Source organism: Methanosarcina sp. 2.H.A.1B.4 (genome assembly GCF_000979385.1).
Taxonomy (GTDB): domain Archaea; phylum Halobacteriota; class Methanosarcinia; order Methanosarcinales; family Methanosarcinaceae; genus Methanosarcina.
The window spans coordinates 197892-222866 of sequence record NZ_JJOV01000090.1; the positions used below are offsets into that span (position 1 = coordinate 197892).

Below are 24975 nucleotides of genomic sequence, written 5' to 3' on the forward strand. Positions count from 1 at the left end.
AAGCGCAATTCGGGTGCCGAAGCGAAACCCGGGCGGCGCAACTCGGACGTCTGATCCACGGGTCACTCATTTATTATTCTCCTACAGTATACATCCCAAGCTTTAATATTAATAATATCCAATTTACTAAATAATAACCATACCAAAACTGGGGGTTCATTATATGGGAGAACATGAAAAGTTAATTGAAGACATGAGTGAGAAACTGGGTTTTACCCCGGAGATCCTGAAAACCCTGGGGGAGCTGGACCCGGAGTTCCTGCACAAATACAAAAGATGTAACCATAAACTGCTGTCCGACGGAGCCCTGCCTGCAAAGGTCAAGATTATGATAGCTCTTGCAGTTGTCGCATCCAAGCAGTGTGAAAGATGTACTGTTGTACAGATGCAGAGTGCCCTTAAGAACGGTGCTACCAAAGAGGAAATAATGGAAGTTATGGATGTCATATTCATAACCTCAGGCGCGCCTGCCGTAGCAGCCTGCAGGGATGCACTGAAACTGCTCAAATAAAATTGAAATATAGGTTAAATTCTCAGGCAAGGCGTATTTTTTCTGGTATCCGAAATCAGAAACTGTTTTCGCATCAGATGTCGGTATTTTTCGGCATCTTATGCCCAGGTCTTTTTTCGAAACTGTTTTAAGATATTAAACCTCAAATTCCTGTATGCAAAATGAAAAGCTTCTTCAGGACATCGGCCTCAATGCCTATGAAGCAGCTGCCTATCTGTCTTTGTTGAAACTGGGCGTTTCAGAAGCAAGAGCCATCTACAGGGATTCGGAAGTGCCCTATGGAAAGATCTATACAGTCCTTGAAGCTCTGGCAGGAAAGGGGTTTGTGGAAGTCCAGGCCTCAAGGCCCAAAAAGTTTCGGGCGGTTGACCCTGAGCTTGCTCTTGATGTTTTTTTTGAGAAGCGAAAAAGCGAAATTGAAAGAGAAATGGCGGTTTTGAAAGGGATTGTTGAAGAGGCAAAGCAGGCCCTGAAAGCTGTCCAGGTCCAGAAGCGAAAAGATGAGGTCTTCTGGACAACAGCCATCACCGAGTCCGAAATCAAAAAATTTGCCACTTCCATATATGGAGAAGTAAAAACATCTATCTGTGTCATTCCTCCCATTTTCGGGATGCCTGTCATTGCCTGCCTGATTCCTGAAATCACAAGGGCTATTGACAGGGGAGTTAAAATCAGGCTGATGGTTTCTCCGCGTTTCAGGGCTCTCACTTCTCTCCTTTCCAGGCAGGAGGATGAAACCCTCGGAAAACTTAAAAAAGGCCTGGACGTCAGGCTCTTCCAGACTTTTAATTCCTGTTTTGGAGTCGTTGATGACAGCATTGTCGTCCTTTTTCAACCCCACCCGAAAGACAGGGACCGGGTCCTTTCGGTTGTGAAAATCCGGGACATCGGGCTTGCAAAAAATCTCAAAGAGGAGTTTGAAATTCTGTGGAATGAAGGAGAGAAGCTTGACCTTCAAGAAGAACTGGAAAAAACAGACAACCCGGGAAAAAAGGACTCTGAAAACTAAAAAATTCAGGTCTTTCAGACTGATCTTTCTTTACCTGCTCCTCAATACCTTTCCCTCTTGCCTTCATCCATATTTCATTTGTGTGATTTTCACCCATCAGGACAAAGTCCTCTTGAGCGCAGCGAAAAGGACGCGTACTGTTGCGATTACATCGCAACTCCCAGGAAATCTCCGATTTCATGTGATCCCGGGGCGCAATTCGGGCGGTGCAACTCTGCTGGCTCAACTAAGATGATTCAACATCGCCATCAAAAATTATTATTACCATTCCCCCAATTAACCTTCAGATGATCATAGGTGTAATGGGGCCTGAAGGCTCGTATTCGGAAAGGGCTGCAAAATTGTGGGCTCTGAAAAATAGCCTGATGGATGCAGAGTTTCGGTACTTCGCAGACATCGAGGATGCGTTTCTGGCTGCAGTTGAAGGAAAAGCAGACATCTCCGTAGTCCCTGTAGAAAACTCCATCGAAGGTTCCGTAGGAGTCACTCTCGATCTCCTCCTTGAAAACGAGGCTGTTATAATTGGGGAAATAGTTGTCAAAATCGAGCACTGCCTGCTCTCTAAAGGCGGGCCCGAGAAGATCAGGGTAATCCTTTCCCATCCCCAGGGGCTCGCACAGTGCAGGCATTTCCTGAAAAAGCATTTTCCTGAAGCGGAACTCAGGAGCACGGGCAGCACTTCCCATGCAGCCAGGCTGGCAGGGGAATTTGAGGAAATGGCAGCAATAGCATCCCCTGAGGCTGCAGAGCGGTACGGGCTGAAAATCCTGCTCTCAAATATCCAGGACAGAAAGGAAAACCACACCCGTTTTATTGTTATCCGGGCTGAGAAGCATATTTCATCGAATCAGACCCTGAGAGCTGCAGGCGTTGATGCAGGCGTTGAAGGGGAATTGAGCCCGGAGCCCTGCCGAAATGCAGAGCATGAGCTCCAGGCTGAACAAGAAACCTGGAGAGAAAAGGTCAGTCTTTCGTCCTGCAAAACATCTCTTATCGTATCCCTGGAAAAAGACCGGCCAGGGGCATTATACGAACTTCTGGGGGCTTTTGCGAAAAGAGGAATTAACCTTACAAAAATCGAATCAAGACCCTCAAAAAAGGAACTCGGAGACTATTACTTCTACATCGATTTTGAAGGTCATACAAGCGATGCACTTATAAAAGATGCCTTTGAAGATATAAAATCAAAAGCTGGTACAAAGTCAAAAACTAAAACTAATACATTAAAAGTACTGGGTTCTTATCCGGCCTTCAAGATTTCCGAATAATCAGGGGCCTTCAGGTTCAAAAAAGAAACCTGATATGGGTATAAACATGGACATGTATAATACGGCAGGAACTTGCAGGTGGGACGTGTACCTTTAGCTGGAACGTGTACCTTTATATAATACCTTTATATAGTATATTTCTGTAATATCTTTCTATAGTATGTTACTATGTCTTTGTGCCTCTTTATATACTACTCTTAAATATAATAACACCCGGGTCTCCGGTTGCAGAAGGGAGCGAAATGGCTCTAGAGATTGAAAATATCATCAACAAACACGAATCGGCTCTGAAGAAATATAGAGGATTCTATGTTTTCGCAGACCTTCTTGCAACGTTTCTGGTTCTCTATGCCCTTTTTGTTCTCTTTAACATAAGGGATATTTTTCTAATGATTGACGCATTCGAACCCTATACCGGTACAAAATACAGTATTCCTGGTTCTGAAATTGTCTTTGAGACCCTGGGACTGATTATTCTTGCCTTTACCTTCTCTCTTATACTCACAGCATTCAGGTATTACAGGGCTAAAAAGAAAGATGCGATTTCCCTTATTGAAGAAAAATACCCTGTACTCAGGGAGAGGATGAGGACTGCTTATGACAACCGGAATACGGATAACATTATTGTCCGTGACCTTATAGGCGGCGTCATAATCGATTCGAAGCCTGTGAAGTCCTCTGTCTTCCTTAACAGAAAAAAGCTTGCAAAGGATCTTCTGATAACTGTGTTTGCTGTCACGGTTCTGGCATACGTTGCCAACACCGGATATCAGACAACTGTCGGCCCACTCGACTTTGAGGAAGTAATCGAAACTATTCCCTTCCCTGGTTCGGGTTCGGATCTTATTTCCGTAGAGGAAAATGGTGGGACTTCAGGAGACCCGCAGAACAATGAAGAACTTTTTGGAGAACCTGCCGTTATCATAATTGAGGGCAAGGAAGTAGACTTAAAGATCCCTCCGGGTGGAGGGGAGGGCTTTACGATCCAGGAGGACGGAGAACAGAGAGACAACGAATCCTTTATTCAGTCGGATGTCTACAACCCGGAAGCCGTTGCTTCTCAGGCTTACTACGAGAACCTTCCTGAAGGGTACAGGAGTGTTATCCAGAGTTACTTTGAACAACTTGCAGAAGAATGATATAATAAATTTATATTAAGTCAAATTTACCTGTATTCAGTTTGATCGAGAATTATTGAAAAACAGCTATTGGAAAGCAGTTTTTGAATAACAGGCTGTGTTTTGAATAACAGGCTGATACTGACAGGCTGTATTTGGAGTAACAGGCTGTTTTTGAATGGCATTCTGTTGCAGGAACGGATAAGGTTCAGCAGGAGCGGGCATCGGGACCCGCGAAAAACAGCAGTTTAAAGGGTGAAGCAGATATGAATGAGAATAATATCGATTCAGGGCAGGCCTCCGCGACCTACCAGAACGCAGGCAGGATTTTTAAAAATTTCTTTGAAGAGATAGGGACTGTCATAGTGGGTCAGGACAGGGTAGTGGAACAGATTATAATCTCAATCCTCTGTGAAGGGCATGCCCTTGTGGAAAGCAATCCCGGACTTGGAAAAACCCTGATGATCTCTACGATCGCAAAGGCAATGAACCTGAAGTTCAGCAGAATTCAGTGTACCCCTGACCTGATGCCTTCTGATATCACAGGGACCAATATGATTGAGGAGAAAGATAATAAAAAAGAATTCAGGTTTGAACCAGGCCCTGTCTTTGCAAACATCGTGCTTGCAGACGAGGTCAACCGTGCTTCCCCCAAAACCCAGTCAGCCCTGCTCGAAGCCATGCAGGAAAAACAGGTAACAGTCGGAAACGATACCTTCCTTCTTGACCGCCCCTTCTTTATCCTTGCCACCCAGAACCCCATAGAAATGGAGGGCACATACCCCCTTCCCGAAGCCCAGTTAGACCGTTTTCTCTTAAAGATCCTTGTAGACTATCCATCTTTTGAAGAGGAGATGGAGATCATAAACCGTTATACGAAGTCCGAAACCCCTAAGATCACCAGGGGGCTGGACAAGTCTACACTTCTCGATTTGCAGAAGCTTACCCGGCAGATTCCTATCTCCGAAGAACTCAAGCAGCGCGTCCTTTCTATTGTGTCAATGACCCGCAAAGACAAAGAGCACATCGAGTACGGGGCTTCTCCCCGCGCATCCATTGGCATGATCCTTGCAGCAAAGGCAAGAGCCCTTATACAGGGCAGAAACTTCGTGAGCAAAGAGGATATTGATTACATGGCTTATCCGGTTCTCCGCCACAGGCTGATCCTTACCTTCGAAGCTGAAAGAAGCGGGATGACTCCTGATGAAGCCATTGAGGAAATTCTCAAGAAAGTTAAATGAAACAGGTAAGCCAAGCAGATAAATGAACTCTTACAGACCTGTAATCGAGCAGGTTCTGAGAATCGAACTGCATAAAATGCGTATCAAAGTTCCCCTCAGGGGTTTTCCAGGTCCGGGCAGAACCGGGCTTTTCGGTTGACGATCCAGAATGACTCGCACAAAACAAAAAATCGAAACGGATTTTTTCAGGCAGCTTGACAGCTTTACCTTTTCGGTCCGGAAGAGAGTATCGACGGTCTATGCCGGAAACCGCCCCTCAACCCGCAGCGGACACGGCATCGATACTATCGGGTTCAGGGAGTATGACTCAAGCGACGCTTTGAAAGATATAGACTGGAAGGCTTATGCGAGGACTGAAAAGCTTTATGTGCGGCAGTTTGAGGAAGAAAAGACCCTTACAACCCATATCCTTCTGGACGCCAGCAAAAGCATGGACTACCCTGAAAAGGGGACCTCGAAGTTCGAGTATTCTGCCATGCTTGCTACAGGTTTTGCTTACATGGTAACCAAATATAATGATAGGTTTGCCATATCCACTTTTACGGACGAAATTGATATCAATAAACCCCGCAGGGGCAGGAAGAACCTCATGCGGACAATCGACCGGCTTAGCGAACTTGAACTTTCGGGCGGGACCTCCATTAGTGAAGCCGTTATGAAATACAGCCGGGAAATCAAGTCCAGATCCCTTGTAATCCTGATTTCGGACTTTATGCAGGACCCGGAGGCAATAGAAACAGCTCTGTACAGGCTCTCCGACCACGACCTTATCGTTATACAGGTGCTTGACCCCACGGAAAAAGAACTTCCTCTTCAGGGAAACAGCAAGCTTGTAGACCTTGAAACAGGTGAAGAGATAAGGACATATATCAGTGAAAAGTTCAAGGAACGCTATACCCGAAAGCTGGACGACCACACTGCAAGGATTAAAAAAACCTGCATGAAGGTCGGAGCCGAGTTCCACACCTATACAACCGACACTCCTATCTTTGATGCTTTCTACCATACGATCAGGAGAAGGAGACGCTAAAAAATGCCGTTTCAAACCCCCCTTGCTCTTGCTGCCCTCCTGAGTGTCATCCCACTTATAATCATTTACATGCTCCGCCCAAAACCAGCGGTGCTTTCGATTCCCTCCTTAATGTTTATCCTCAAGCTTGAAAGGGAACGAAAAAGGGTTTATGCCTCAATCACGAAAATCGTGCAGGACCCTCTTTTCCTGATTCAACTCCTTATGCTGATCCTTCTTTCCATTGGGGCTGCGGGCTATTATTACACTTCAAATGAGCCCCTCAGCGGAGAGCATACGGTGATCATCCTTGATACTTCGGCAAGCATGCAGGTCGAGTCTCGTTTTGAAGACGCGGTTGGAATTGCCGACGGTTATGTGAGCAAGAAAAACAGCATAATCCTTGCTTCCAATATTCCCCTGCTCGCCCTTGAAGGCGGGAGCGCTTCGGCTGCCGGGGATATATTCAATAAGGTCAAGCCCGGAGCCGGCACTGCCGACCTGTCTGCAGCCATTTCTACAGGTATGCGCCTTCTATCAAAAGAAGGAGGTAGGATCATTGTCATTTCAGACTTTACAAACTGGGGAGGAGATGACCCCGTAGCTTCCAAGAACCTGGCCGAATCCTACGGGCTTGAGGTCAATTTCGTAAAGGTCGGAAAGCCTGCAGACAACATAGGAATCATTAATGGCTGGATTGAAGCCATGGATGGGGAATACGGCTACACCGGTGTGGTCAAAAACTACAAAGGCGAGAGTGAAACCGTTAAAATAGAGGCCGGAAGAGGAACTTCGGGAAATGTTTCAAAGTCTTTTACTCTTGATGTCCCTGCAGGTGGCACAAACCAGTTCACACTTGCAAATCTGGGGCCCGGACTCACCACAATAAGCCTCAATGTTAAAGATGACCTGTCTGTTGACAACAAAGCTTACATCTCCATTCCGGATACCTCCGGGCAGCAGATCCTCTATGTCACAGATAATGGGAAACAGCCTTCAAAAACCGCACTTTCCCTACTTCCCAATAGCGACCTGAAAATCCAGAAATCCGTTCCTTCTTCCCTTGATACTTACTCCCTTGTAGTGCTTGCCCAGAAAGAAACCCCGATTGCCAACGGCTCGGTGGACATTATCGAAAATTACGTGCGGAACGGAGGGAATGCGGTTTTCATTGCAAGCGAAGCCCTTGCCCCTGAGAAAACCGAGGTTGGCCTTGTTAAGCTCCTGCCTGTAAAACCTATCGGAGTTGAAGAAGCAGAAAACGGGCTTGAGGTTGAAGAAACCCTTAAGAGCAGCATTACACAGGACATAAACCCCGAAGAAATCTCGGTCCGCAAATACATGAATGCAACTGAGAGGACAGGTTCTACAACGCTTGTAGCCACGGAGAACGGTATTCCTGTGCTGAGCTACTGGCAGGTAGGTAAAGGGACTATCTTCTATATGGGGCTTAGTGACGAGCTCGGGGATGGAGCCTGGAACAATTTCCATAACCTGCCTGAGTATCCTGTGTTCTGGATAAAGCTGGTTGAGTGGCTTGGCGGCACAGGGGAAATTTCAGAATACAACCTTGAAACCGGCACCGTGACCTCCCTTTCAAAGACCGGGGAAATCCGCACGCCTTCAAAGACCCTGACAGCAAACCGTTTGCTCTTTGACGAGGTGGGGATATACGAGATTTCGGACAAGAAGATTGCAGTCAACCTCTATGATGACCGGGAATCAAATACTACAGTAGACGCCTCGGAACTTATCAGTCGGGCAGTTGCAAAAGATGAGACCAGGCTCGTCCGGGCTGACACCTATATTGCAAAAAACGATATTACCAATTATCTTATAGGAGTCCTGTTCCTGCTTATGCTGCTTGAAATCCTGATCGTCCGCGGGAGGGGTGAACTGTGAACGTAGCCCTTGAGAGCCCCGAGATGCTCTTACTTATAATTCCCGTGATTGTTGCGGGTTTCTATCTCCTGCGGAAGACAAAAACAAAACTTGTGGAATGGAGAATGCTTGTTGCCCTTCTCCTTGTACTGGCCCTGGCTGCACCCTATACAACGGTTACCCAGACTATCAGTGAAGAAGACCCTTCACTTGTGTTTGTTCAGGACCAGACAGCAAGTATGGGAATTTTCCCTGAAGAAACAGGTACCGGCCTGTATGAAGCCCTTACGGCAAATACCCCTACCACCCTGGTGCAGCTAACCGGGGATAAGACCTCTCTAGGGGATGCTGTGACCCAGTACTCCGGGCTTGGCAACCAGATTGTTCTTGTCACCGATGGAAACAATAACGCAGGAAAGGACCTTACGGAAGCTCTGAGATTTGCAAAGGACGCAGACACTCCTGTCTATCTTGTCCAGCCCGACCTTGAGACAAATGACCTCAGCGTCGAGGTGCTCGGGGACAAAACAGTTGTTGTTAACAACCAGAACGAGTTTGAGATAGTTGTCCGCCAGGCTTCGGAACAGAGTGTCAGTTATTTCCTTGAAATTTTTGTGGACGAAGCGCTTATCCAGAGCAGGACGTTTACACAGAATGCCCGGAATAATACGATTCCGATTAATCAGGCTTTTACCACTCTCGGTGCCCATAATATAAGGGTAAAGATCAGTGATGTGTCCGGAGGGGATTTAAACGAGGTTAACAATGAGTTCTACAAGTCCCTTTATGTAATCCCCAAACCAAAACTCACGCTTATTACCGGTGAGACCGGTTCTCCTCTCGCCAGTATCCTGAGTAACCTTTACGAAGTTTCGGTTGTAAACGGTTATCCCGGAGCAGGGAATTTTACAGACAGTAAGGTCCTTGTGCTTGACAACCAGTTCATAGACACTTTTTCCGAGGCTGAGATAAAGGAAATCAAAAATTATGTCAGCAACGGGGGCGGGCTTATTGTTGTCGGAGGAGATAAGGCTTATAATTACGGAAAATACCTTAATTCTTCCCTCGAGGAAATCCTGCCTGTACTATCAAAACCTTCCGAGTTTAAAGGAGGGAGAAACCTGGTCCTGATTCTCGATGTCTCTCCAAGTACAGCTGCCCACGGTACTCAGGGAGATATCCTGTCAAATGCCATCTATATCCTCAGGAATGAAAACCTGAAAGATGCAAATGTTGGCGTTATAGCATTCGGGAGCGTGGGATACGATGTTTCCGGTGGGTTTGTGTTCATGGGGCTTCCGCAGAACCTTGCTCTTCTGGAAGATAAAATCTCGCAGCTGACCCCCAGTGATCAGACTGAGACCTCTTTGGATCAGGGGCTTGATGTCACAAAAGATATGCTTGAAGGCGAGGACGGCGAGCTTGATGCTATTATAATCTCTGACGGAGGGATTGAGGACTCGTATGACCAGAGCCTTCAGACTGCACGAGAGCTGAAGGATATGGGTGTAAACCTTTACTTTATCCATATCCGCTCTACTGCTCCCTCTCAGACTGACAAGACCAGAAACTTCTATGCTGAGAAGCTAATGCAGGACCTGGGGCTTGAAAATAACTATAAACATATCGAAATGGGTGAGAGGGCAAATATAGGGTTTGAAGATCTCGATACGACTCCTGAAGACGAAACTAAAAGCGAGGAGCTTGATTCCTATCTGCTTCTTGAGTACTCTCCGGATCATTTCATTACGAAGGGTGTGAACCTCACTAACGCCAGTATCACAGGATATAATCAGGTTACGCCAAAAGCAGGGGCTGAACGCCTTGTCATTACGGTTACGGGGCAGCCCGTGCTCACCACATGGCGCTTCGGGCTCGGGCGTGTTGCAGCCTTTACCACGGATAATGGGGGAGGCAAAGCTACTCGCTGGTCTTCTGCTCTTTACAACGGGTCAAACAGCAGACTTATTTCTGGTATGACCAACTGGGCAATCGGGAACCCTCAGGCAGAAGAAGGAGCTGTCGTTGAAGCTCCGGATACCTGGCTGGGCACCCCTTCCGACCTCACCCTGATAATGTACGACGAAGGAGTCCCGCAGCTTAAACTGGACGGAGCTCCGCTTGACCTTGCCCTTACAGGCAGGAATACCTACGAGGCAAGTGTAAACCCGGTAAATGTCGGGATTCACGATATTTCAGGCTATCCGCTTGCGGTAAACTACCCGCGTGAGTACCTTGAAGTCGGGCTCAATAAAGATATCGAGTCCCTTATCCTTGCAACCGGAGGGAAGATTTATACTGAAAAGGAGGCAAGAGCCCTTCTCCTGAAGGATGCCAGGCAGAACTCCGAAAGGGAGTCAAACGAGCCCGTAAGCCTGAAAGTGTATGTGCTTCTTGCAGCCCTTGTCCTTTACCTTGGAGAAATCCTGGTCCGGCGTATAAGGGAGATGAGAAGGCTTAAACAAGCCCAGGGTGAATCAGGAGCAGAAGAAGCAGCAGTTTGATTTCTCCCTGCCCGCTTCCCGAGTTGCGCTGCCCGAATTGCGATTCGGGAGCCCGCAGTCCTTTTCGCTGCGCTCAAGAGGACTAAGTTATAAAATCACAGCTTTTCCTTCCCGAATTGCGTTTAGGGGGTATGCTGCCCTTTTTTTCGCTTAAGAGGCTTATCATAAATACATCAGTAGAAGCAGGGTCATCTGCCCGAAGAAGCCGGAAAAAACTGGTATCACAAGGTTATCGTCTATCTGGTTTACTGCGGTTTCCGTAAGGGTTGCAAAAAAAGCCATGACGAGGGACACTAAGGGGTCTCCAACTATAACGAGTCCGATCAACAGATCAATTATGAATTCGGAAGTTGAACCTTCAAGAGATTTATCGTTTTTAAAGATTTTTTTGAAAATTCTTTTTTTTCCGTAGAATTTTCCTATAAGGGCTGCAGCCAGGTCTCCGAAGGTGGTCATGAGGACTGCAGCATAAGCGATTTCCTTGCTGAAGAGGGAGATTGCCGCAATTGCACCCAGGGCGAAGAAGATGTGCCCTCCGCAGCTATCGGCTTCATGCTCCCTGTACATCGTATGGAAAATGGGAATTTTCATGCCCTGTTCGAGCCGGAGGTATTCCAGGAAAAGGACAATTATCAGGAAAAGCATGAGCACCCAGAGAATTGTCTCTTTCCCGAAAAATTCGTAGATGAGCACTATCAGGACTGAGACCATATGTACACTTTTTCTCAGGACTTCAAAGATGATTTCTCTGGAGGGCATGGCATAAAGTTTTGTGAGAATAAAATATAAATCTATACTGGTCGGTGGGCTTGGAGAAACCCGGATTTCTTTGCAGTCGGATTTCTTGAAATTAAATATCTTTCAAAAAAGAGTTTTGAAAACCGGATTTGAGGATTTATTTCTCCAGTATTTCTCTGGCTTTTCTCTAACATTTCCTCTGACATTTCCCCCGGCTTTCCTCTGGTATTTCCCCCGGCTTTCCTCTGGTATTTTTTCCCCAGCTTTCCTCTGACATTTTCCCCGGCTTTCCTCTGCTGTACAGCGATTTTCCGGTTCAAAATACTTTTTCAGGCGCTATGTGGAGGTTCGGGAGAGTCTCCGATTAGTTTTTTAATCATATTCATGTCTTTAATTATTTTCAGACTCATTAGCCCTCCTATTAAAAGGTTCATATGGTATGTCAGGGTTCTCCAGGCAAGTACGGTAATTCCCAGAATGGATGAATCTACAAAAATAGAGAAGATGGACGCTGCTCCTAATTCAGCAACTCCGCTTGCTCCGGGAGTTGCGGGTATTACCATTATAACAGCCAGGAGCACCTGAGCTGCAAAGACGGTGATAATTGAAGGTGTCCGCGAAAGGCCCATCAGGATCAGGACGAGCAGTGAAAATTCTACGGTCCAGAAAATAACAGTGTAGGCAATTCCCCAGAGCAGCCCTCTTTTTCCTTCTGAAAAAAAGACCCTTACACTGTCATGAAAATGGTCTATTTCCCTGTCAATCTGTTCCATTAAGTGTGAAACTGCAGCATCGGTCTTTTTTCCAAAAAAAGGAGCAAGCCTGCCTGTTAGCCTGTGAGTTACGTATTTTACTTTTTCGGGTTTCCAGACGCCGTAAACAAAAAAGACGAGAAGTACAAAGACAAGGAAATTTACTGTTAAGAAAGCTGCATCAAATTCATAATTTGAAAGAATGTCCCCAAGAACGTAAAAGGCAAAAGGCAGACAGGAAAATATGAAAATGGCATCAAGAAGGCGTTCCCCTACAACGATTGCAGTAGCCTTGCCGAGAGGAATTTTGTTCCTGGTCAGGCCGTGGACTCTCAGTATCTCTCCGCCTGCAGAAGAAGGAGTAATTCCAGCCACAAAAGTACCTGAGATAACTATCTCTGTCACTTTCAGGACACTTATCCTGTATCCCAGGGCTTTGCAGAGAGCCCGGGTCCGCAGCCCCCAGATAAAGTATGAGCTAATATGAAGGAGGGCAGCTGCCAGGATGTACTCCAGCTTGATCCTTTTCAGGGCTTCAATAGTCTCCGAGTTAAAAGTCAAGCATGTAACCAGGGCAATTGATACAGCGCTGATAACCAGCGACCCAATAAGCCATTTTTTATACCTGGTCATTGAAATCTCTTAATTTTATTCTTTAGTATAGGTATTATCTTATTTAAGGAAACTTCTTTCTCCAATATATAATGAACGGCACAAGAGAAGTTCGATATGTCAGAGTGAACTGTTTTCTTTAATCTGGAATCCAATTTTAAAAGGTCTGCACCGTTCTTATAAGATCCTTACTTATTCTTAACAGATTTATGTCTACTAAGCGATTGTATTTCTTAAAAGTTCCTGTTTCTTAAGAAATCTGTACTAAAAAATAAGAAAATGAAAATTATCTGTGTATCAGAAAGAAATTATCTGTATCAGAAATGATGGTTGTCCCCAGGTACACGGTTGAGATTTGGCATAAGGTTTCCAGCCCGTCTAATACTTTTGTTTTTCTCTACTACTGTACGCAGGTGGGCTCAAGCCTTGAGCGGCGAATTGAAAAAAGGCTTAAGACGTCATATACGGGCATTTCTGAATAAACACCAACCAATTAAAAAGGGAGTATCGAAAGATAATAATCGGACAAAAATCCGGCAGAGAGCCTGTGAAAGATTACAAAAGCAAAAATTCGGATCAATATTGAAAACTCAATTTGAATTTGCAAGAAACCCGTATTCTCAGGCTATGAATACTTTTAATTAGAGTCCAGATAAATCAGGAACATACCTTTTGACCTGGAATTATGCGTTTAACCTGGAATATGGGTTTCGATTTCGATTCTCAATGCAGATTCTCGATTATACTCACTCTTAATTTTGGGTATCCTCTTTTGATTTTAGATTCTCTTATATACTCTTGATTTTTGATCGGTTTTAACCTTTCTTTAAATCCTGTATTTCAGGAGCCTTCATATGTAGTATCATAGTCCGAATTGATGACAATTTCCTTTATGCTGGAATTCTTCTCGATCACAACTTCAGGCCAGATCTTTACTCCCGAATGTATGGTCGAATTGTTTCCTATAACGACTTTATGCCCGATTACTGTCCCATTCTCCAGGCTGCACTCATCTCCTACAGCAGTTTCATCTGCAACTACAGCTCCGGAGATATTGGAGTTTTTACCTATGCATACATCATCAAAAAGGTACGAAGAAAGAATCTTTGCATTATTATCGATAGTGCAGTTTGCACCTATCACGCTGTAAGGTCCGATAAGGACATTATCGCCAATTACAGTGTTTTCCCCTATGACAATGGGCCCAACGAGTGAAGAATTCGAACCGATCGAGACATTGTTTCCTATGGATAAGGGGCCTCGTATTCTTGCGTTTCTTGTTGTGAAGTTTCCTTCTATTGTGGTCCCTGGAAGGGCATCCAGCATCCAGCGCTGGGCCTGCCTGTAGGCTGCCGAACTCCCTACATCAGTCCATTTTCCCCTGACAAGCATGCCGTTAATTCTCTTATCTGCCGCAAGCAGGGCAGGGAAAAGGTCTTTTGCAAAATCATACTTTTTATTTTCAGGTATCCAGTCAAAAATTTCAGGGTCACAGATGTAAATGCCTGTACTTGCAAGGTTGCTGAATATCTGGCCGGATTTGGGTTTTTCCAGGAAGCGGTGGATCCGGTTGTTTATATCCATATCAGCAATCCCGAATTCCCTCGGGTCATCAATGGAAAGGAGTCCTATAGTTACCAGAGCATCGTTTGTTTCATGGAAGCGGTACATCTCCCTCAGGTCGAGGTTAAGGACGTGATCTCCCCCAAGCACGATGAAAGGCTCATTTTTCAGGTACTTTTCAGCATTTTTTACCCCGCCTGCTGTCCCCATCTTCTCTTTCTCATACACATAATCGATGTGTACTCCGAACATGTGCCCGTCTCCGAGTTGTTCCTCTATGCGTTCTCCCATATATCCCAGGGTCATGACTATTTCATTGAACCCTTCCCTCGAAAGGTGCTCTATCAGGTGCAGGACTGATGGTTTATTGAGAATCGGTATGCTAGGTTTCGGGTGTTTGAAGGTCAGTGGCCTGAGCCTTGTCCCTGTGCCTCCGCACATGATACATGCTTTCATATTTTCTCAAATGTTACTCTATAGATATATTGTTAACGATCTGTTCTTTCCGTTTCAAAGCTTATTGATGACGATTATTTTAGAGTAATATCCTCTTTTCGTTCGACCCTTATCTCTTTCTTCCCCTTATACTCAGAAATAATGCCTGTTATGCTTATGAAGTTTCCTTCCTTGATTGATCCGTCCAGGGCTTCGGCCCCTGCTGTCTTCGGGATAAATACGCTAAGGACTTCTGAGTCAAAGTTCACTTCTAAAAGCAGGTGATCTCCGGTATAAGTAAATCGTTTACTCAAAACCTCAGCATCAAGAGACACTTTTTCCCCAACTTCGGATTCGTGGGTGTACTTCAGGGCTTTTCCTCCTGACTGTTGTCCAGCTCCTGCAAGGTCCTGCCCGAAGAGCAGGTACGCTGTCGAAAGAGAGAACAATGCCATCACGAGCAGCACTACCACGACTTTCTCTTCCTTTTCCATCTTCCACCACTTTCCAGTTTGTGGGTCCTAAAATTATCTTATAGTGAATTATCTTGAATAAATTTATCTCAAGGATCAACGATATGAATTTATTTCAAGGGTCAACTATATGAATTTATTTCAGGGATCAACTATATAAATTTATTTCAAGGATCGACGATATAAATTTATTTTAAGACCAGCTTACATTTCCAGATCCGTTCACAATGGAGACAAGTTTTATTTCAAGGATCAGGGTTTTGCCTGCAAGTTCATGGTTGAAGTCAAGGGTTGCGTAAGTTTCCGTGGAATCGAGCACTTTAACTTCACTTCCCCCAGGCGTTATTATTTTTTTTCCTGCCTCCGGAGGGTCCTTTAGTTCAAGTCTTGAAAGAGGAATTTTCTGAACGAGATAACTTTTAGATTCTCCGTAGGCGTCTTCAGGCACGATTTCAAGGGTTTTTTCTTCTCCTTCTCGCATTCCAAGAACCCCGTCATCGATACCTTTTATCACCTGACCGGTGTATGTCCTGAAAAATAAAGGTGTGTATTCTTTTTCTTCATCATATATCCCAGCTTCAAGAGCTTTTTCTTTTAAGGTGGTATCGAATACTGTTCCATTCTCAAGCTTTCCGGTATAATCAATAAGGAGATAATCTCCCTTTTCCACAGTACGAGAGTTCTCCATTTTTCCTTCTCCTGTTATTTTTTTTTCTTTACAGCTTTTTCGGTAATCCTGATTTTTTTCCTGGTTACCAGAGGGGTGCATCTTTTTTAAAGAAATATAAGCCGGTTTTAAATCGGTTTAACTGACGTAAGCTTCATTCTATTGAAATAAGCTTTATATCGAAAATAAGAGTCTTGCCTGCGAGTTTGTGGTTAGAGTCAAAAGTAACATGCGTTTCATTTACATCAATGACTCTGAACTGGTCCCCGTACATACTGCTGAATATCTGTCCGATTTCAGGTTTCACTGATAGGTTCAGATCCTCAAGGGAGACTGCCTGAATTTTTGCGTCATCATATTCTCCGTAAGCTTTTTCGGGGGGAATTGTCAGAGTCTTTTCTTCTCCTTTTTTCATCCCGATTACGCCTTCGTCAAAACCCTGGATCAACTGGCCCGAACCAACCTTAACGGTCAGGGGGACATAGGTTCTCTGTTCTGTGTATATGCCTGCCTCTTTTGCGATTTCTTCTACGGAGGTATCAAAAACAGTACCGTTTTCGAACTTTCCAGTGTAGTCCACCTGAATAGTGTTTCCGACTTTTACAATGCTACTATTTCCACTGTCAGTGCATCCGCTTCCGAAAAGGATACTCCCAAGGAGTAGAATGGATATTATAAAAGTTTCCCCCCTCCCCGCCCTCATTTTTTATGCCTCCATCGAAACAACTTTTATTTTGAATATCAGGGTCTTGCCTGCGAGCTCATGGTTGAAGTCCACAATGAAGTTTTCCTCGCTTACCTCTGTGATAGTGCCCCGGAGTCCGGTTTCCGTGGCCAGCTGCATCCCTACTTCCGGAGTAAAATCTACAGCATTACGTGGCAGTTCCCTTGCGTACTCTTTCATATATTCTCCGTACGCTTCCTCGGGAGGAATTGTAATGGTTTTTTCTTCTCCCACTTTCATTCCGACCACACCCTCGTCAAAGCCTTTAATCATCTGCCCCGCTCCCACGGTGAATGTCAGAGGATTGTAGTCTCTCATTTCGTTGTATATCCCTGCCTCAGCGGCAGCTTCCTTTTCCGATGTATCGAAAACTGTGCCATCTTCCAGTTTTCCCACATAATCAACGGAAATACTATCTCCGTTTTCGACTGGTTTGTTTAAATTTTTACTTATCTCTTCAGTCATAATAATCAATATGACAAAATGAGAGCATGTTAGATAAACATAATGATAAATAAGGTGTCAGAAACCGGTTAAAATGATTCCCGGAAATATGAAACACAGGAAGCTTTAAACCTTATTTTTTAAGTTTTGATTTCGAATTTCGATTTCTGTTAGTTCTTTCTTTTAGCCCTGTTCATTTTCTTTCATTCCTTTTTCCAGTCCTTTTAGCTTTTTTCACCTACTTCTTTAATCTTCTTTCATTTTCTTTCATTTTCTTTAAGTTCCTTTTGATATTCAATATATGAGTAAACAACAGTAATCCCGGCTACAAAAATTACGGGCACAAGGATGAAGTATATTGCAAGTTCCGGAAAAAAAGCCCCGAAGATTGCTGCTATTCCTGCTATCTTGAATAGTTTCCCTCCAAGCCGGTTAGTTCTTTTCCACACCCTCTCGCTGCTGAGAGTCCAGGGTGTCCTGATTCCGATGAACCAGTTCTGCTCTGCATTTTCCGTAAGTATCCCTATATAATAAAACAGAAGCCCTATCCCTACAGGAATTACGGCATTGGGGCTGATCTGAATTCCTGTGTTCCAGAGCAGTATCTGGAGATGGACAGCGACCATAAACAAAACCATTATCGCTATAAACCCGTCATAATATTTCCTGAATTTTGCTATATTTTCTTTCAGCGGGTCAATTTTCGGAATTACCAGGAACATAATTACAAGACCCGTTATCACTAACGGCATGAAAAAGAGCCCCCAGAGTTTCGACATATAGCCGTCTACTTCTCCCTCTGAGTTCCAGTGAGTTGCCATCTGTTCAGGTACCTGCGGGTAAAAATAGATTGATAGGATAAAAGAAAGAAGAACCAGTCCTGTTATTGCTATTGTAGCTTTTCGCATGTAAATTCTTTAGATGTTTCAAATATTTAAAAATGTGGAGTACTTATAGGTCTGCCAACGCTAATGGACTGGCTACGGACCCGACACTGCATCTGGCACCGCATATATGAGTGGAAATGCTTATCGACCTTCAAGTTTTCTGAAAACCTTAACCTGAATATGAGACATTTTTCCCGGACTTCATTCTAAACCCGCCAATCAGTGCTGCAATCCCACCTATTACAAGGGAAATTCCATATATCCAGGGCAGGACAACGGCACCTGCCAGGGGGTTAACCAGCAGGAGTAGCCCGAGGGCAATTGTCAGGAGCCCGAGGATCGCCATTCCCAGTCCACCTCCTTTGAGCGCCCAGACAAGTCTGATTACGCCGTATATAATACTCCAGATTCCTATTATGATTACAAGAAGTGCCAGAATTACAAAAGGACTGTACGGGTATACAAATACCACAATCCCGATAAGAATGCCCATAACACCGGAGAGCAATTTCCATCCCATGTTCTCTCTGTCCATCAGCAGTGAAACGATTGAAATAACTCCGCCCAGAAACCAGAAGATTCCGAGTATCTGGACTAAGGTTATGGTGGTTACTACAGGTGAAAACAACAGAAATAAGCCTATGATTACGGCAAAAATTCCTTCCAGTACAACCAGCCACCAGGGGACCTGCATTACTTCATATTCTACAGTGCGGTATTCTGCAGCTGTTTGTTCCATATACTTACCTCCAGAGTTGCTTTACGTAGAAAATTTGATGCTGTCGGCTACCCCAATAAAATGTACAGGTATCAAAAACACACCTCTTACCTGAAGTACGAAGTTTCCCGATTCTTCTGTGCACTGTGACTCAGTCAGGTAAAAAGGTTAATCTCCGCTATCTATTATATATTGGAGATTATATAAATCAATGAGTATTTATTTTTCTTCTAATGTTCTGTGCTGTGTTCAGTCACACATGCCATGCATCATAGCCGCTTAATATTCGTTTTTGAACGCCCAGCGATCTTTATTTTTAATCTTCCCTGTACACAGAAAACCGGGACGTACGCAACTCAAAAGACAATCTCAATAACTGTATGTGAATATTCTAAAACAATCTCACCTTCCTATTAACAAGCTGCCTAAAAAATGACGCGTCCTCATTAAAAATTAGGATAATTTAGTTAATTTGATATAACATTGCCAATTTCGTAAAATAAATTCATTTTAAAACTCAATAAGTGTGACTTAAGACGTTTTTATGTCCTTTTAAGACAACGCCTCAGCCATACCAGTGTATCCTGTACAGTCAAAAATGGGGATTTGAGGTAACTATTGATATTGAGATTCTAAAATAGTTTGTAGGGGTTTTTCTTGTGTGGCAAATAAAAAGAGTATTATCGATTTTATTTACAGTGGCTCTCACACTTCAGGTTATTGCCGGGTGCGCAGCTGCGACTACGTTTTATGTTGATGACGATGGGCCTGGTAATTATACTACAATCCAGGCTGCCCTGAACGATGCGGTTGATGGAGATGTAATTCTGGTTAGCCCTGGTACGTACCCTGATGAAACCATATTCGTAAATAAATCAGTGACTATCAAAGGAGCAGCTGGAGCTGGATACCCTTCTGTCGGTGGTTTTGCTCTTCTCAGTCACTCTAGAATAGAGGGGCTCACAATCACAAAAGGCGTTGACTTCTCCGAGGGTGGGGTTTCCTGCACAATTCAAAACAACCGGTTCAACGGCTGCGGTGTCAGTATGGGCACCAGTTACATGTACGGGAACCAAACCATAATGAATAACCTCTTTACGGGCAGCCCGGCTGGTGTATCTACATATGACAGTATTGACAACAAAATAACAGGAAACACTTTCAGAGAATGTGATGTCGGTATCACACTCACATACGGTGCGGGTGGTCATATTGTAACTGGTAACATTTTCAAAAACTGTGATATCGGTCTTTATATCATCAGGGACTCTGCGTCGGTATATAATAACTATTTTTTGAATGACGTTAACCTGATGATTGAGGACGGAAACCCCGGAGGGTCGTTCAGCGTCCTAAAGACGCCTGGCCTGAACATAATAGACGGGCCTTATATCGGAGGTAACTTCTGGGGATCTCCTGCAGAAGATGGATTCTCCCAGATTCATTTGGATGCTAACGGTGACGGGTTTGCGGAGGAACCTTACTCTCTAAACGAACAGAATATTGATTATCTGCCTCTGGTAACCCCCAGGATGGAGCCTGTACCTGTACCCCCTGTCGCAGATTTCAAGGCAAATATCACCCAGGGCCCTGCTCCTCTTTTTGTTCTCTTTACTGACCTTTCACAAAATGCGATATCGAGAAGCTGGGACTTTGATAATGATGGAAATATTGATTCTACAGCTAAAAGCGAAGTTCATGTGTATGAAGTTCCAGGGAAGTATACCGTTAAGCTGACCGCAGTAAACACAAATGGTACAGTCTCAAAAACTGCTGTTATAACTGTGCTGGAAAAAGAAATTGAGATACTTCCGACAGCGGACTTCAGCACAAATGTCACCAGCGGCTATGCTCCCCTCGCCGTTCTCTTTAATGACCTTTCACAAAATGCGATATCGAGAAGCTGGGACTTTGATAATGATGGAAATATTGATTCTACAGCTAAAAGCGAAGTTCATGTGTATGAAGTTCCAGGGAAGTATACCGTTAAGCTGACTGCAGTAAACACAAATGATACAGTCTCAAAAACTGCTGTTATAACTGTGCTGAAAAAAGAAATTGAGATACTTCCGACAGCAGATTTCAGCACAAATATCACCAGCGGCTATGCTCCCCTCGCCGTTCTCTTTACTGATCTTTCACAAAACGCAACATCGAGGAGCTGGGACGTTAACAATGATGGAGTCGAGGATTCAAACGCTGCAAGCTTTGTTTATGTGTATCCTGCCACAGGAACCTATACCGCTAAACTGACTGCGATCAATACAAAAGGCACTGATACAAAAACTACTCTGATGGCTGTAGAGAGAAAGAGCAGCGGCGGAAGCAGCAGCGGTGGTGGAGGCGGAGGTGGAGGTGGAGGATCTCCTGAGCCTGCAAAGAATGTAGAGGTCAAGGAGCTTGCCCAGGTCTTCATTACAAACGGTAAGGTTGTAAAGTTCGAGTTCACGAAGAACGCCACCTGTGTTGTGTCTGTGGGCTTCGATGCGATCAAGAATGTAGGCAAGACCACAACCATTGTTGAGCAGTTAAAGAAAAAGTCAGCCCTTGTCTCGAAGATGCCTGCAGGTGAGGTTTACAAGTCTTTCAATGTCTGGGTAGGAAATGCCGGATATGCAACCTCAAAAAACATCGAAAACCCCGCCCTGAGCTTCAAAGTTGAAAAGGCCTGGATTCAGGATAGGCTAATTGAACAGGACTCGATCACCCTGAACAGGTATGATGAAAAAGTCTGGACGCAGCTACCAGTCAGCCTGTCAGGTGAAGATAAAAAATACCTGTATTTCACAGCTGAAACCCCGGGATTTGCCTCTTTTGCGATAACAGGTGAGGCACAGGGTACTCCTGAAAAAGTAACCGAAAAAGGGACTTCGCTTGAAACCCGGTCTCTGCAAGGAGAAGGTAATGAAAGTACAGGGTTGGACACGGATTCAGAACAGAGTGAGAGCACAAAATTCTCTGGCATCCCTCCGGTCTATGGCATAATAGGGCTACTCTTTTTAGGCCTGATATGTGCGATCATTTATAGACAGATCCCAAAATGAAAACATGAAAATGGAACGCTTCATAGCGTTTCATTTTTTACCTTTTTTTGCGAGGAAAGGTTGATCCTCAAATAAGCCAGTAAATCGGTTTTGTCATAAAATCCTCATATCCAGGAATCAAGCTCTTAAATCTTAAGAGAGATCGTGGGATTAAAAATTATAAAGGTTTCTGCTTAATTACCATTTAATTAAAAAAGAGAATGGACCGGTCGGGAATTGAACCCGAGGCCTCTACCATGCCAAGGTAGCGATCTACCCCTGATCTACCGGCCCATGTTGCGTTTTGCTTTGTCAGCACTCCCACATACACTCAGTATCGTATATATAACTGTCGGCATACATGCTCCGCTTCCTGTAAATAAAATTTAGGATCTGGAAAATTCCTACTATCCGAGCAAAAGGTATAAGTAGTAATTCGAGTATTAGAAGTGTTGTCGGATTGGGATGCTTTCCCTAAAAAAGCCTTTCAACTCTGATAATTATAGAAAAACCTGACATCTGGGCCCGTAGCTTAGCTTGGTGGAGCGCACGGCTGATAACCGTGAGGTCCTGCGTTCGAATCGCAGCGGGCCCACCACAATCCAACAATATCTTCTCAGAGAACTTTCTTCTCAGGGAACTTTCAGGTTTTCTAAACTGAATACTTTCATTGAGGGCCCGTAGCTTAGCTTGGTGGAGCGCACGGCTGATAACCGTGAGGTCCTGCGTTCGAATCGCAGCGGGCCCACCATGCTTTCTCTTAACTTTATGATATTCTACTCTTTTTTGTTTATCTTTTGTTTGTTTTCCCTACATCTTCTTTCAGACATCTTCTTTCAGACATCTTCTTTCAGACATCTTCTTTCAGACATCTTCTTTCAATCAATAACTCTATTCCAATTCCATTTTTTCAATTTTATGTGAGCTTTACCAACCTGATTACCTTTTTTTCAATCTTCTGGAATATCCAAAAATAGAATCCTCTTTCATGTATTATTTATAATCAATTTCCCCAATTCTCTCACTCATTCCCAACAAGGTATGAAATACGGAAGGTATGAAATACGGAATGCGCGGAAAAAGGAAAAGCTCTGGCCCATATTTGTAATTTAGTCCCCTTGATAGAAGATCACTGTGATAAACTATAAATTAGTCTGCTTGAGCGAGCTGAGCTCACTGCTAAAACCCATAGATTAGCCCTCTTGAGCGCAGCGAAAAGGGCAGCGTACTGCAGAGTCGCAACTCTGCTGAAACGGACTGCGTACTGTTGCACTTGCAGTGCAACTCCATGAAAATCTGCGATATCCTGAGATCCCGAAGCGCAATTCGGGTGGCGCAACTAGGGGTTAGTAAGAATAATTGTAATAGAAAAGTTGTTGGTAATAAAAAAAGTTAGGGTGGGGGTAATCCCCTTTAAGACAGAACGGCTTCTGGATAGTAGAAGTCCAGGCAATTTACGGTATGAAATCCTGCCCCTGACTTCAGGTCATTCTGTTCCCTATCATAAATTTCAGGCAATGTGCTTCAGGCGTTCAATATTCCTCAGCACAAGTCTGCTTTCGGCTATGATTTCGTCTTCGATCTTGCTAACAATGCGGTCCATTGGAACCGTTAGCCTGTACAGCTTGATCGGTCTGCCTTTGCCTTTTGATTTCTTTTCTTCCCGGATGTTAATCCAGTCGTTTTCGCGGAGGTACCGCATTGCAACACTGACTTCCGGCTGTCTAAGACCAGATACCATTTCGATGCTCTGGGAAGAGATTTCCCTTCCTTTTGCAAGGCAGGCAAGGGTAAGAGCAATTGGCCTGCTGATATTGATCTTTCTAAATAATTCTATCATTTCATATTCGCTTGATCCCATGGATAAGGGAATCTCATTCGTTATGTCAGTAGTTTCTATAGCTAAACCACTTTCATCTACCATTTAATCACCCGAAGAAGCATTATAGAGTGAATTAATATAAATATTTACTTATGTTTTAATTTTAATATATGTTAATTTATATTTATATTTTAAAATGTTACTCTGGTTAACATTCTCCTTAATACGGCTAATGATCACGTTTTACTTATTTTGCTGCGGTTAACTTTTTTGGGGCATTCTTCTTAATAAACGATATGAAGTGCCCTGACTTGCCTCTTATTTAAATAATTGTGGCTCTTCGCTATTTCAAGGGGTAATTTTATAGTCACTTCCTGAATAGAAATGCAATAAATATAATATTTTAATCAATTTATTGTGGCAGCTGATTCAAGCAAAAGAAAAGAGAAAAGCAAAAAGAGAATAAGAAATCTTTAATTTAACTGCTCAGGTTGTGGAGAGTTATCCCCGGATATATATATTCAGGTTTTTAACTCTAAGGCGGGAAGTTCCCTTCCTCGGAGCGAAGCGACAGGTGGGGGATGAAAGCCGTCAACCTCACCATAATAAGTTTAACAAACCCTCTATATCTCTTTAAAACATATAATCTCTAGTATGTTAAAAGCCTACAAATACCGAATCTACCCTAACCAAAAACAAAAGGAAATGATAAAAATTCATTTTGGCGCGTGTAGATTTGTCTATAACTGGGCTTTAGAACAGAAAATAAAAACTTATGAACAAACCAAGAAATCAATCTCAAGGTTTGATTTACAGCACATTTTAGTCCATGAAGTAAAACCTTCTAACGAATGGTTGAAAGAAGCTAATTCACAGGCTCTACTTGCCTCTCTAGTAAATGTAGAATCAGCATTTACGAAATTCTTTAGAGAGAAATCTGGATTTCCCAATTTCAAATCTAAGAAAAATCCAGTCCAGTCTTATCAAATGCCTCAACATTACTCGGTAGATTTCGAGACGCAGATAATTAAGCTTCCAAAAATAGGTGAAGTCAAAACCATACAAAAATCCATGAAACTATTAGCAATCAGAGAAATAATTTCCAACATCAACTCTCTTTTAGACTGATTAGCGAGAACCAAGCTGTAGCACTGGAAACTCTGAATGTTAAAGGTATGGTAAAAAATCATTGTCTGGCTCAATCTATTTCCGATGCTTCGTGGAGTAGTTTTGTAACCAAATTAGAGTATAAAGCTCAATGGTTCGGAAAAACCATCTTACGAATAGGAAGATTTGAGCCATCTTCTAAATTATGCAATGTTTGTGGATATTATAATTCAAATCTAACTCTTTATGTTAGAGAGTGGACGTGTCCTGATTGCAAAACAAAGCATGACAGAGACATAAATGCTGCAATCAATATCAAAAAATTCTCTCTTCAAGATCAAAATCTTATAGTTATCTGACACCTGCGGAACGCAGGGGATGGGCTTGTGGACTTGCGAACAGTAGTTCGAGGGATGAAGCAAGAAGCCCCTTCCTCGCTTTCATCAGAAAGCAGGGAGGGGTAGTTCAC

At 43.8% G+C, this 24975-nt stretch carries 19 protein-coding genes, 3 tRNA genes and 1 pseudogene; 12 read left to right on the forward strand and 11 right to left on the reverse strand.

Annotated features, from left to right (window positions below; genetic code table 11):
• Positions 1–163 precede the first annotated feature (163 nt).
• The 8 genes from EO92_RS15450 to EO92_RS15485 all read left to right on the forward strand — a co-directional run bounded on the left by EO92_RS15450 (position 164) and on the right by EO92_RS15485 (position 10541).
• Positions 164–511, forward strand: coding sequence for a carboxymuconolactone decarboxylase family protein (locus tag EO92_RS15450; protein ID WP_048172951.1), 348 nt, complete (start codon positions 164–166; stop codon positions 509–511).
• A 154-nt stretch (positions 512–665) separates the two neighbouring features.
• The gene (locus EO92_RS15455; RefSeq protein WP_048172953.1) at positions 666–1520 is read left to right on the forward strand and encodes a TrmB family transcriptional regulator; all 855 of its coding nucleotides are present in this window, start codon (positions 666–668) and stop codon (positions 1518–1520) included.
• A 287-nt stretch (positions 1521–1807) separates the two neighbouring features.
• Positions 1808–2788: a prephenate dehydratase gene (locus EO92_RS15460; protein WP_048172955.1), complete on the forward strand. Its 981-nt coding sequence runs from the start codon at positions 1808–1810 to the stop codon at positions 2786–2788.
• 242 nt (positions 2789–3030) lie between these two features.
• Positions 3031–3927, forward strand: coding sequence for a hypothetical protein (locus tag EO92_RS15465; RefSeq protein ID WP_048172957.1), 897 nt, complete (start codon positions 3031–3033; stop codon positions 3925–3927).
• 245 nt (positions 3928–4172) lie between these two features.
• Positions 4173–5147 carry a MoxR family ATPase gene (locus EO92_RS15470; protein WP_048172959.1) on the forward strand — a complete coding sequence of 325 codons (975 nt, stop codon included), beginning with the start codon at positions 4173–4175 and terminating at the stop codon, positions 5145–5147.
• A gap of 148 nt (positions 5148–5295) precedes the next feature.
• The gene (locus EO92_RS15475; protein ID WP_048172961.1) at positions 5296–6177 is read left to right on the forward strand and encodes a DUF58 domain-containing protein; all 882 of its coding nucleotides are present in this window, start codon (positions 5296–5298) and stop codon (positions 6175–6177) included.
• Positions 6178–6180: 3 nt separating this feature from the next.
• Positions 6181–8058 (forward strand): VWA domain-containing protein, encoded by a 1878-nt coding sequence (locus EO92_RS15480; protein WP_048172963.1) that lies wholly within the window; start codon positions 6181–6183, stop codon positions 8056–8058.
• Positions 8055–10541, forward strand: a complete 2487-nt coding sequence (locus tag EO92_RS15485; RefSeq protein WP_048172965.1) for a vWA domain-containing protein — start codon at positions 8055–8057, stop codon at positions 10539–10541. The genes EO92_RS15480 and EO92_RS15485 overlap by 4 nt, the downstream gene beginning before the upstream one ends.
• A gap of 162 nt (positions 10542–10703) precedes the next feature.
• Here the strand turns inward: EO92_RS15485 and EO92_RS15490 are convergent, their stop codons facing one another.
• From EO92_RS15490 to EO92_RS15540, 9 genes are all read right to left on the reverse strand, one after another.
• Positions 10704–11300, reverse strand: a complete 597-nt coding sequence (locus EO92_RS15490) for a diacylglycerol/polyprenol kinase family protein (protein WP_048135542.1) — start codon at positions 11298–11300, stop codon at positions 10704–10706.
• 308 nt (positions 11301–11608) lie between these two features.
• On the reverse strand, positions 11609–12664 hold the full coding sequence (locus EO92_RS15500) for a flippase-like domain-containing protein (protein WP_048163255.1): 1056 nt from the start codon (positions 12662–12664) through the stop codon (positions 11609–11611).
• A gap of 819 nt (positions 12665–13483) precedes the next feature.
• Entirely contained in the window at positions 13484–14662 is a 1179-nt protein-coding gene (locus EO92_RS15510; protein WP_048138184.1) for a sugar phosphate nucleotidyltransferase, read from the reverse strand.
• Positions 14663–14736: 74 nt separating this feature from the next.
• Positions 14737–15135 carry a tRNA synthetase gene (locus EO92_RS15515; RefSeq protein ID WP_048172972.1) on the reverse strand — a complete coding sequence of 133 codons (399 nt, stop codon included), beginning with the start codon at positions 15133–15135 and terminating at the stop codon, positions 14737–14739.
• Positions 15136–15307: 172 nt separating this feature from the next.
• Positions 15308–15802 (reverse strand): peptidylprolyl isomerase, encoded by a 495-nt coding sequence (locus EO92_RS15520; protein ID WP_048163252.1) that lies wholly within the window; start codon positions 15800–15802, stop codon positions 15308–15310.
• Positions 15803–15935: 133 nt separating this feature from the next.
• Entirely contained in the window at positions 15936–16484 is a 549-nt protein-coding gene (locus EO92_RS15525) for a peptidylprolyl isomerase (protein WP_048172974.1), read from the reverse strand.
• A 3-nt stretch (positions 16485–16487) separates the two neighbouring features.
• On the reverse strand, positions 16488–16970 hold the full coding sequence (locus tag EO92_RS15530; protein ID WP_048135531.1) for a peptidylprolyl isomerase: 483 nt from the start codon (positions 16968–16970) through the stop codon (positions 16488–16490).
• A 236-nt stretch (positions 16971–17206) separates the two neighbouring features.
• Positions 17207–17857 (reverse strand): SdpI family protein, encoded by a 651-nt coding sequence (locus EO92_RS15535; protein ID WP_048172977.1) that lies wholly within the window; start codon positions 17855–17857, stop codon positions 17207–17209.
• Between the two features lie 148 nt (positions 17858–18005).
• Positions 18006–18575: an HdeD family acid-resistance protein gene (locus EO92_RS15540; RefSeq protein ID WP_048172979.1), complete on the reverse strand. Its 570-nt coding sequence runs from the start codon at positions 18573–18575 to the stop codon at positions 18006–18008.
• Between the two features lie 638 nt (positions 18576–19213).
• On the opposite strand from EO92_RS15540, the gene EO92_RS15545 reads away from it, so the two are divergent.
• Positions 19214–21598 (forward strand): PGF-pre-PGF domain-containing protein, encoded by a 2385-nt coding sequence (locus EO92_RS15545; RefSeq protein ID WP_052734384.1) that lies wholly within the window; start codon positions 19214–19216, stop codon positions 21596–21598.
• Between the two features lie 201 nt (positions 21599–21799).
• On the opposite strand, the gene EO92_RS15550 is transcribed toward EO92_RS15545, so the two are convergent.
• Positions 21800–21871: transfer RNA gene (locus tag EO92_RS15550), tRNA-Ala, on the reverse strand.
• Positions 21872–22098: 227 nt separating this feature from the next.
• On the opposite strand from EO92_RS15550, the gene EO92_RS15555 reads away from it, so the two are divergent.
• Together EO92_RS15555 and EO92_RS15560 are read left to right on the forward strand one after the other, a co-directional pair.
• Positions 22099–22175 (forward strand) — tRNA-Ile (locus EO92_RS15555).
• A 76-nt stretch (positions 22176–22251) separates the two neighbouring features.
• A tRNA-Ile gene (locus EO92_RS15560) sits at positions 22252–22328 on the forward strand.
• A gap of 759 nt (positions 22329–23087) precedes the next feature.
• Here the strand turns inward: EO92_RS15560 and EO92_RS15565 are convergent.
• A complete protein-coding gene (locus EO92_RS15565) occupies positions 23088–23501 on the reverse strand; it encodes a transcriptional regulator (protein ID WP_082098654.1) in 414 nt (137 codons plus the stop codon).
• 552 nt (positions 23502–24053) lie between these two features.
• On the opposite strand from EO92_RS15565, the pseudogene EO92_RS15570 reads away from it, so the two are divergent.
• Positions 24054–24865 (forward strand): annotated as a pseudogene (locus tag EO92_RS15570) (RNA-guided endonuclease TnpB family protein).
• Positions 24866–24975 lie beyond the last annotated feature (110 nt).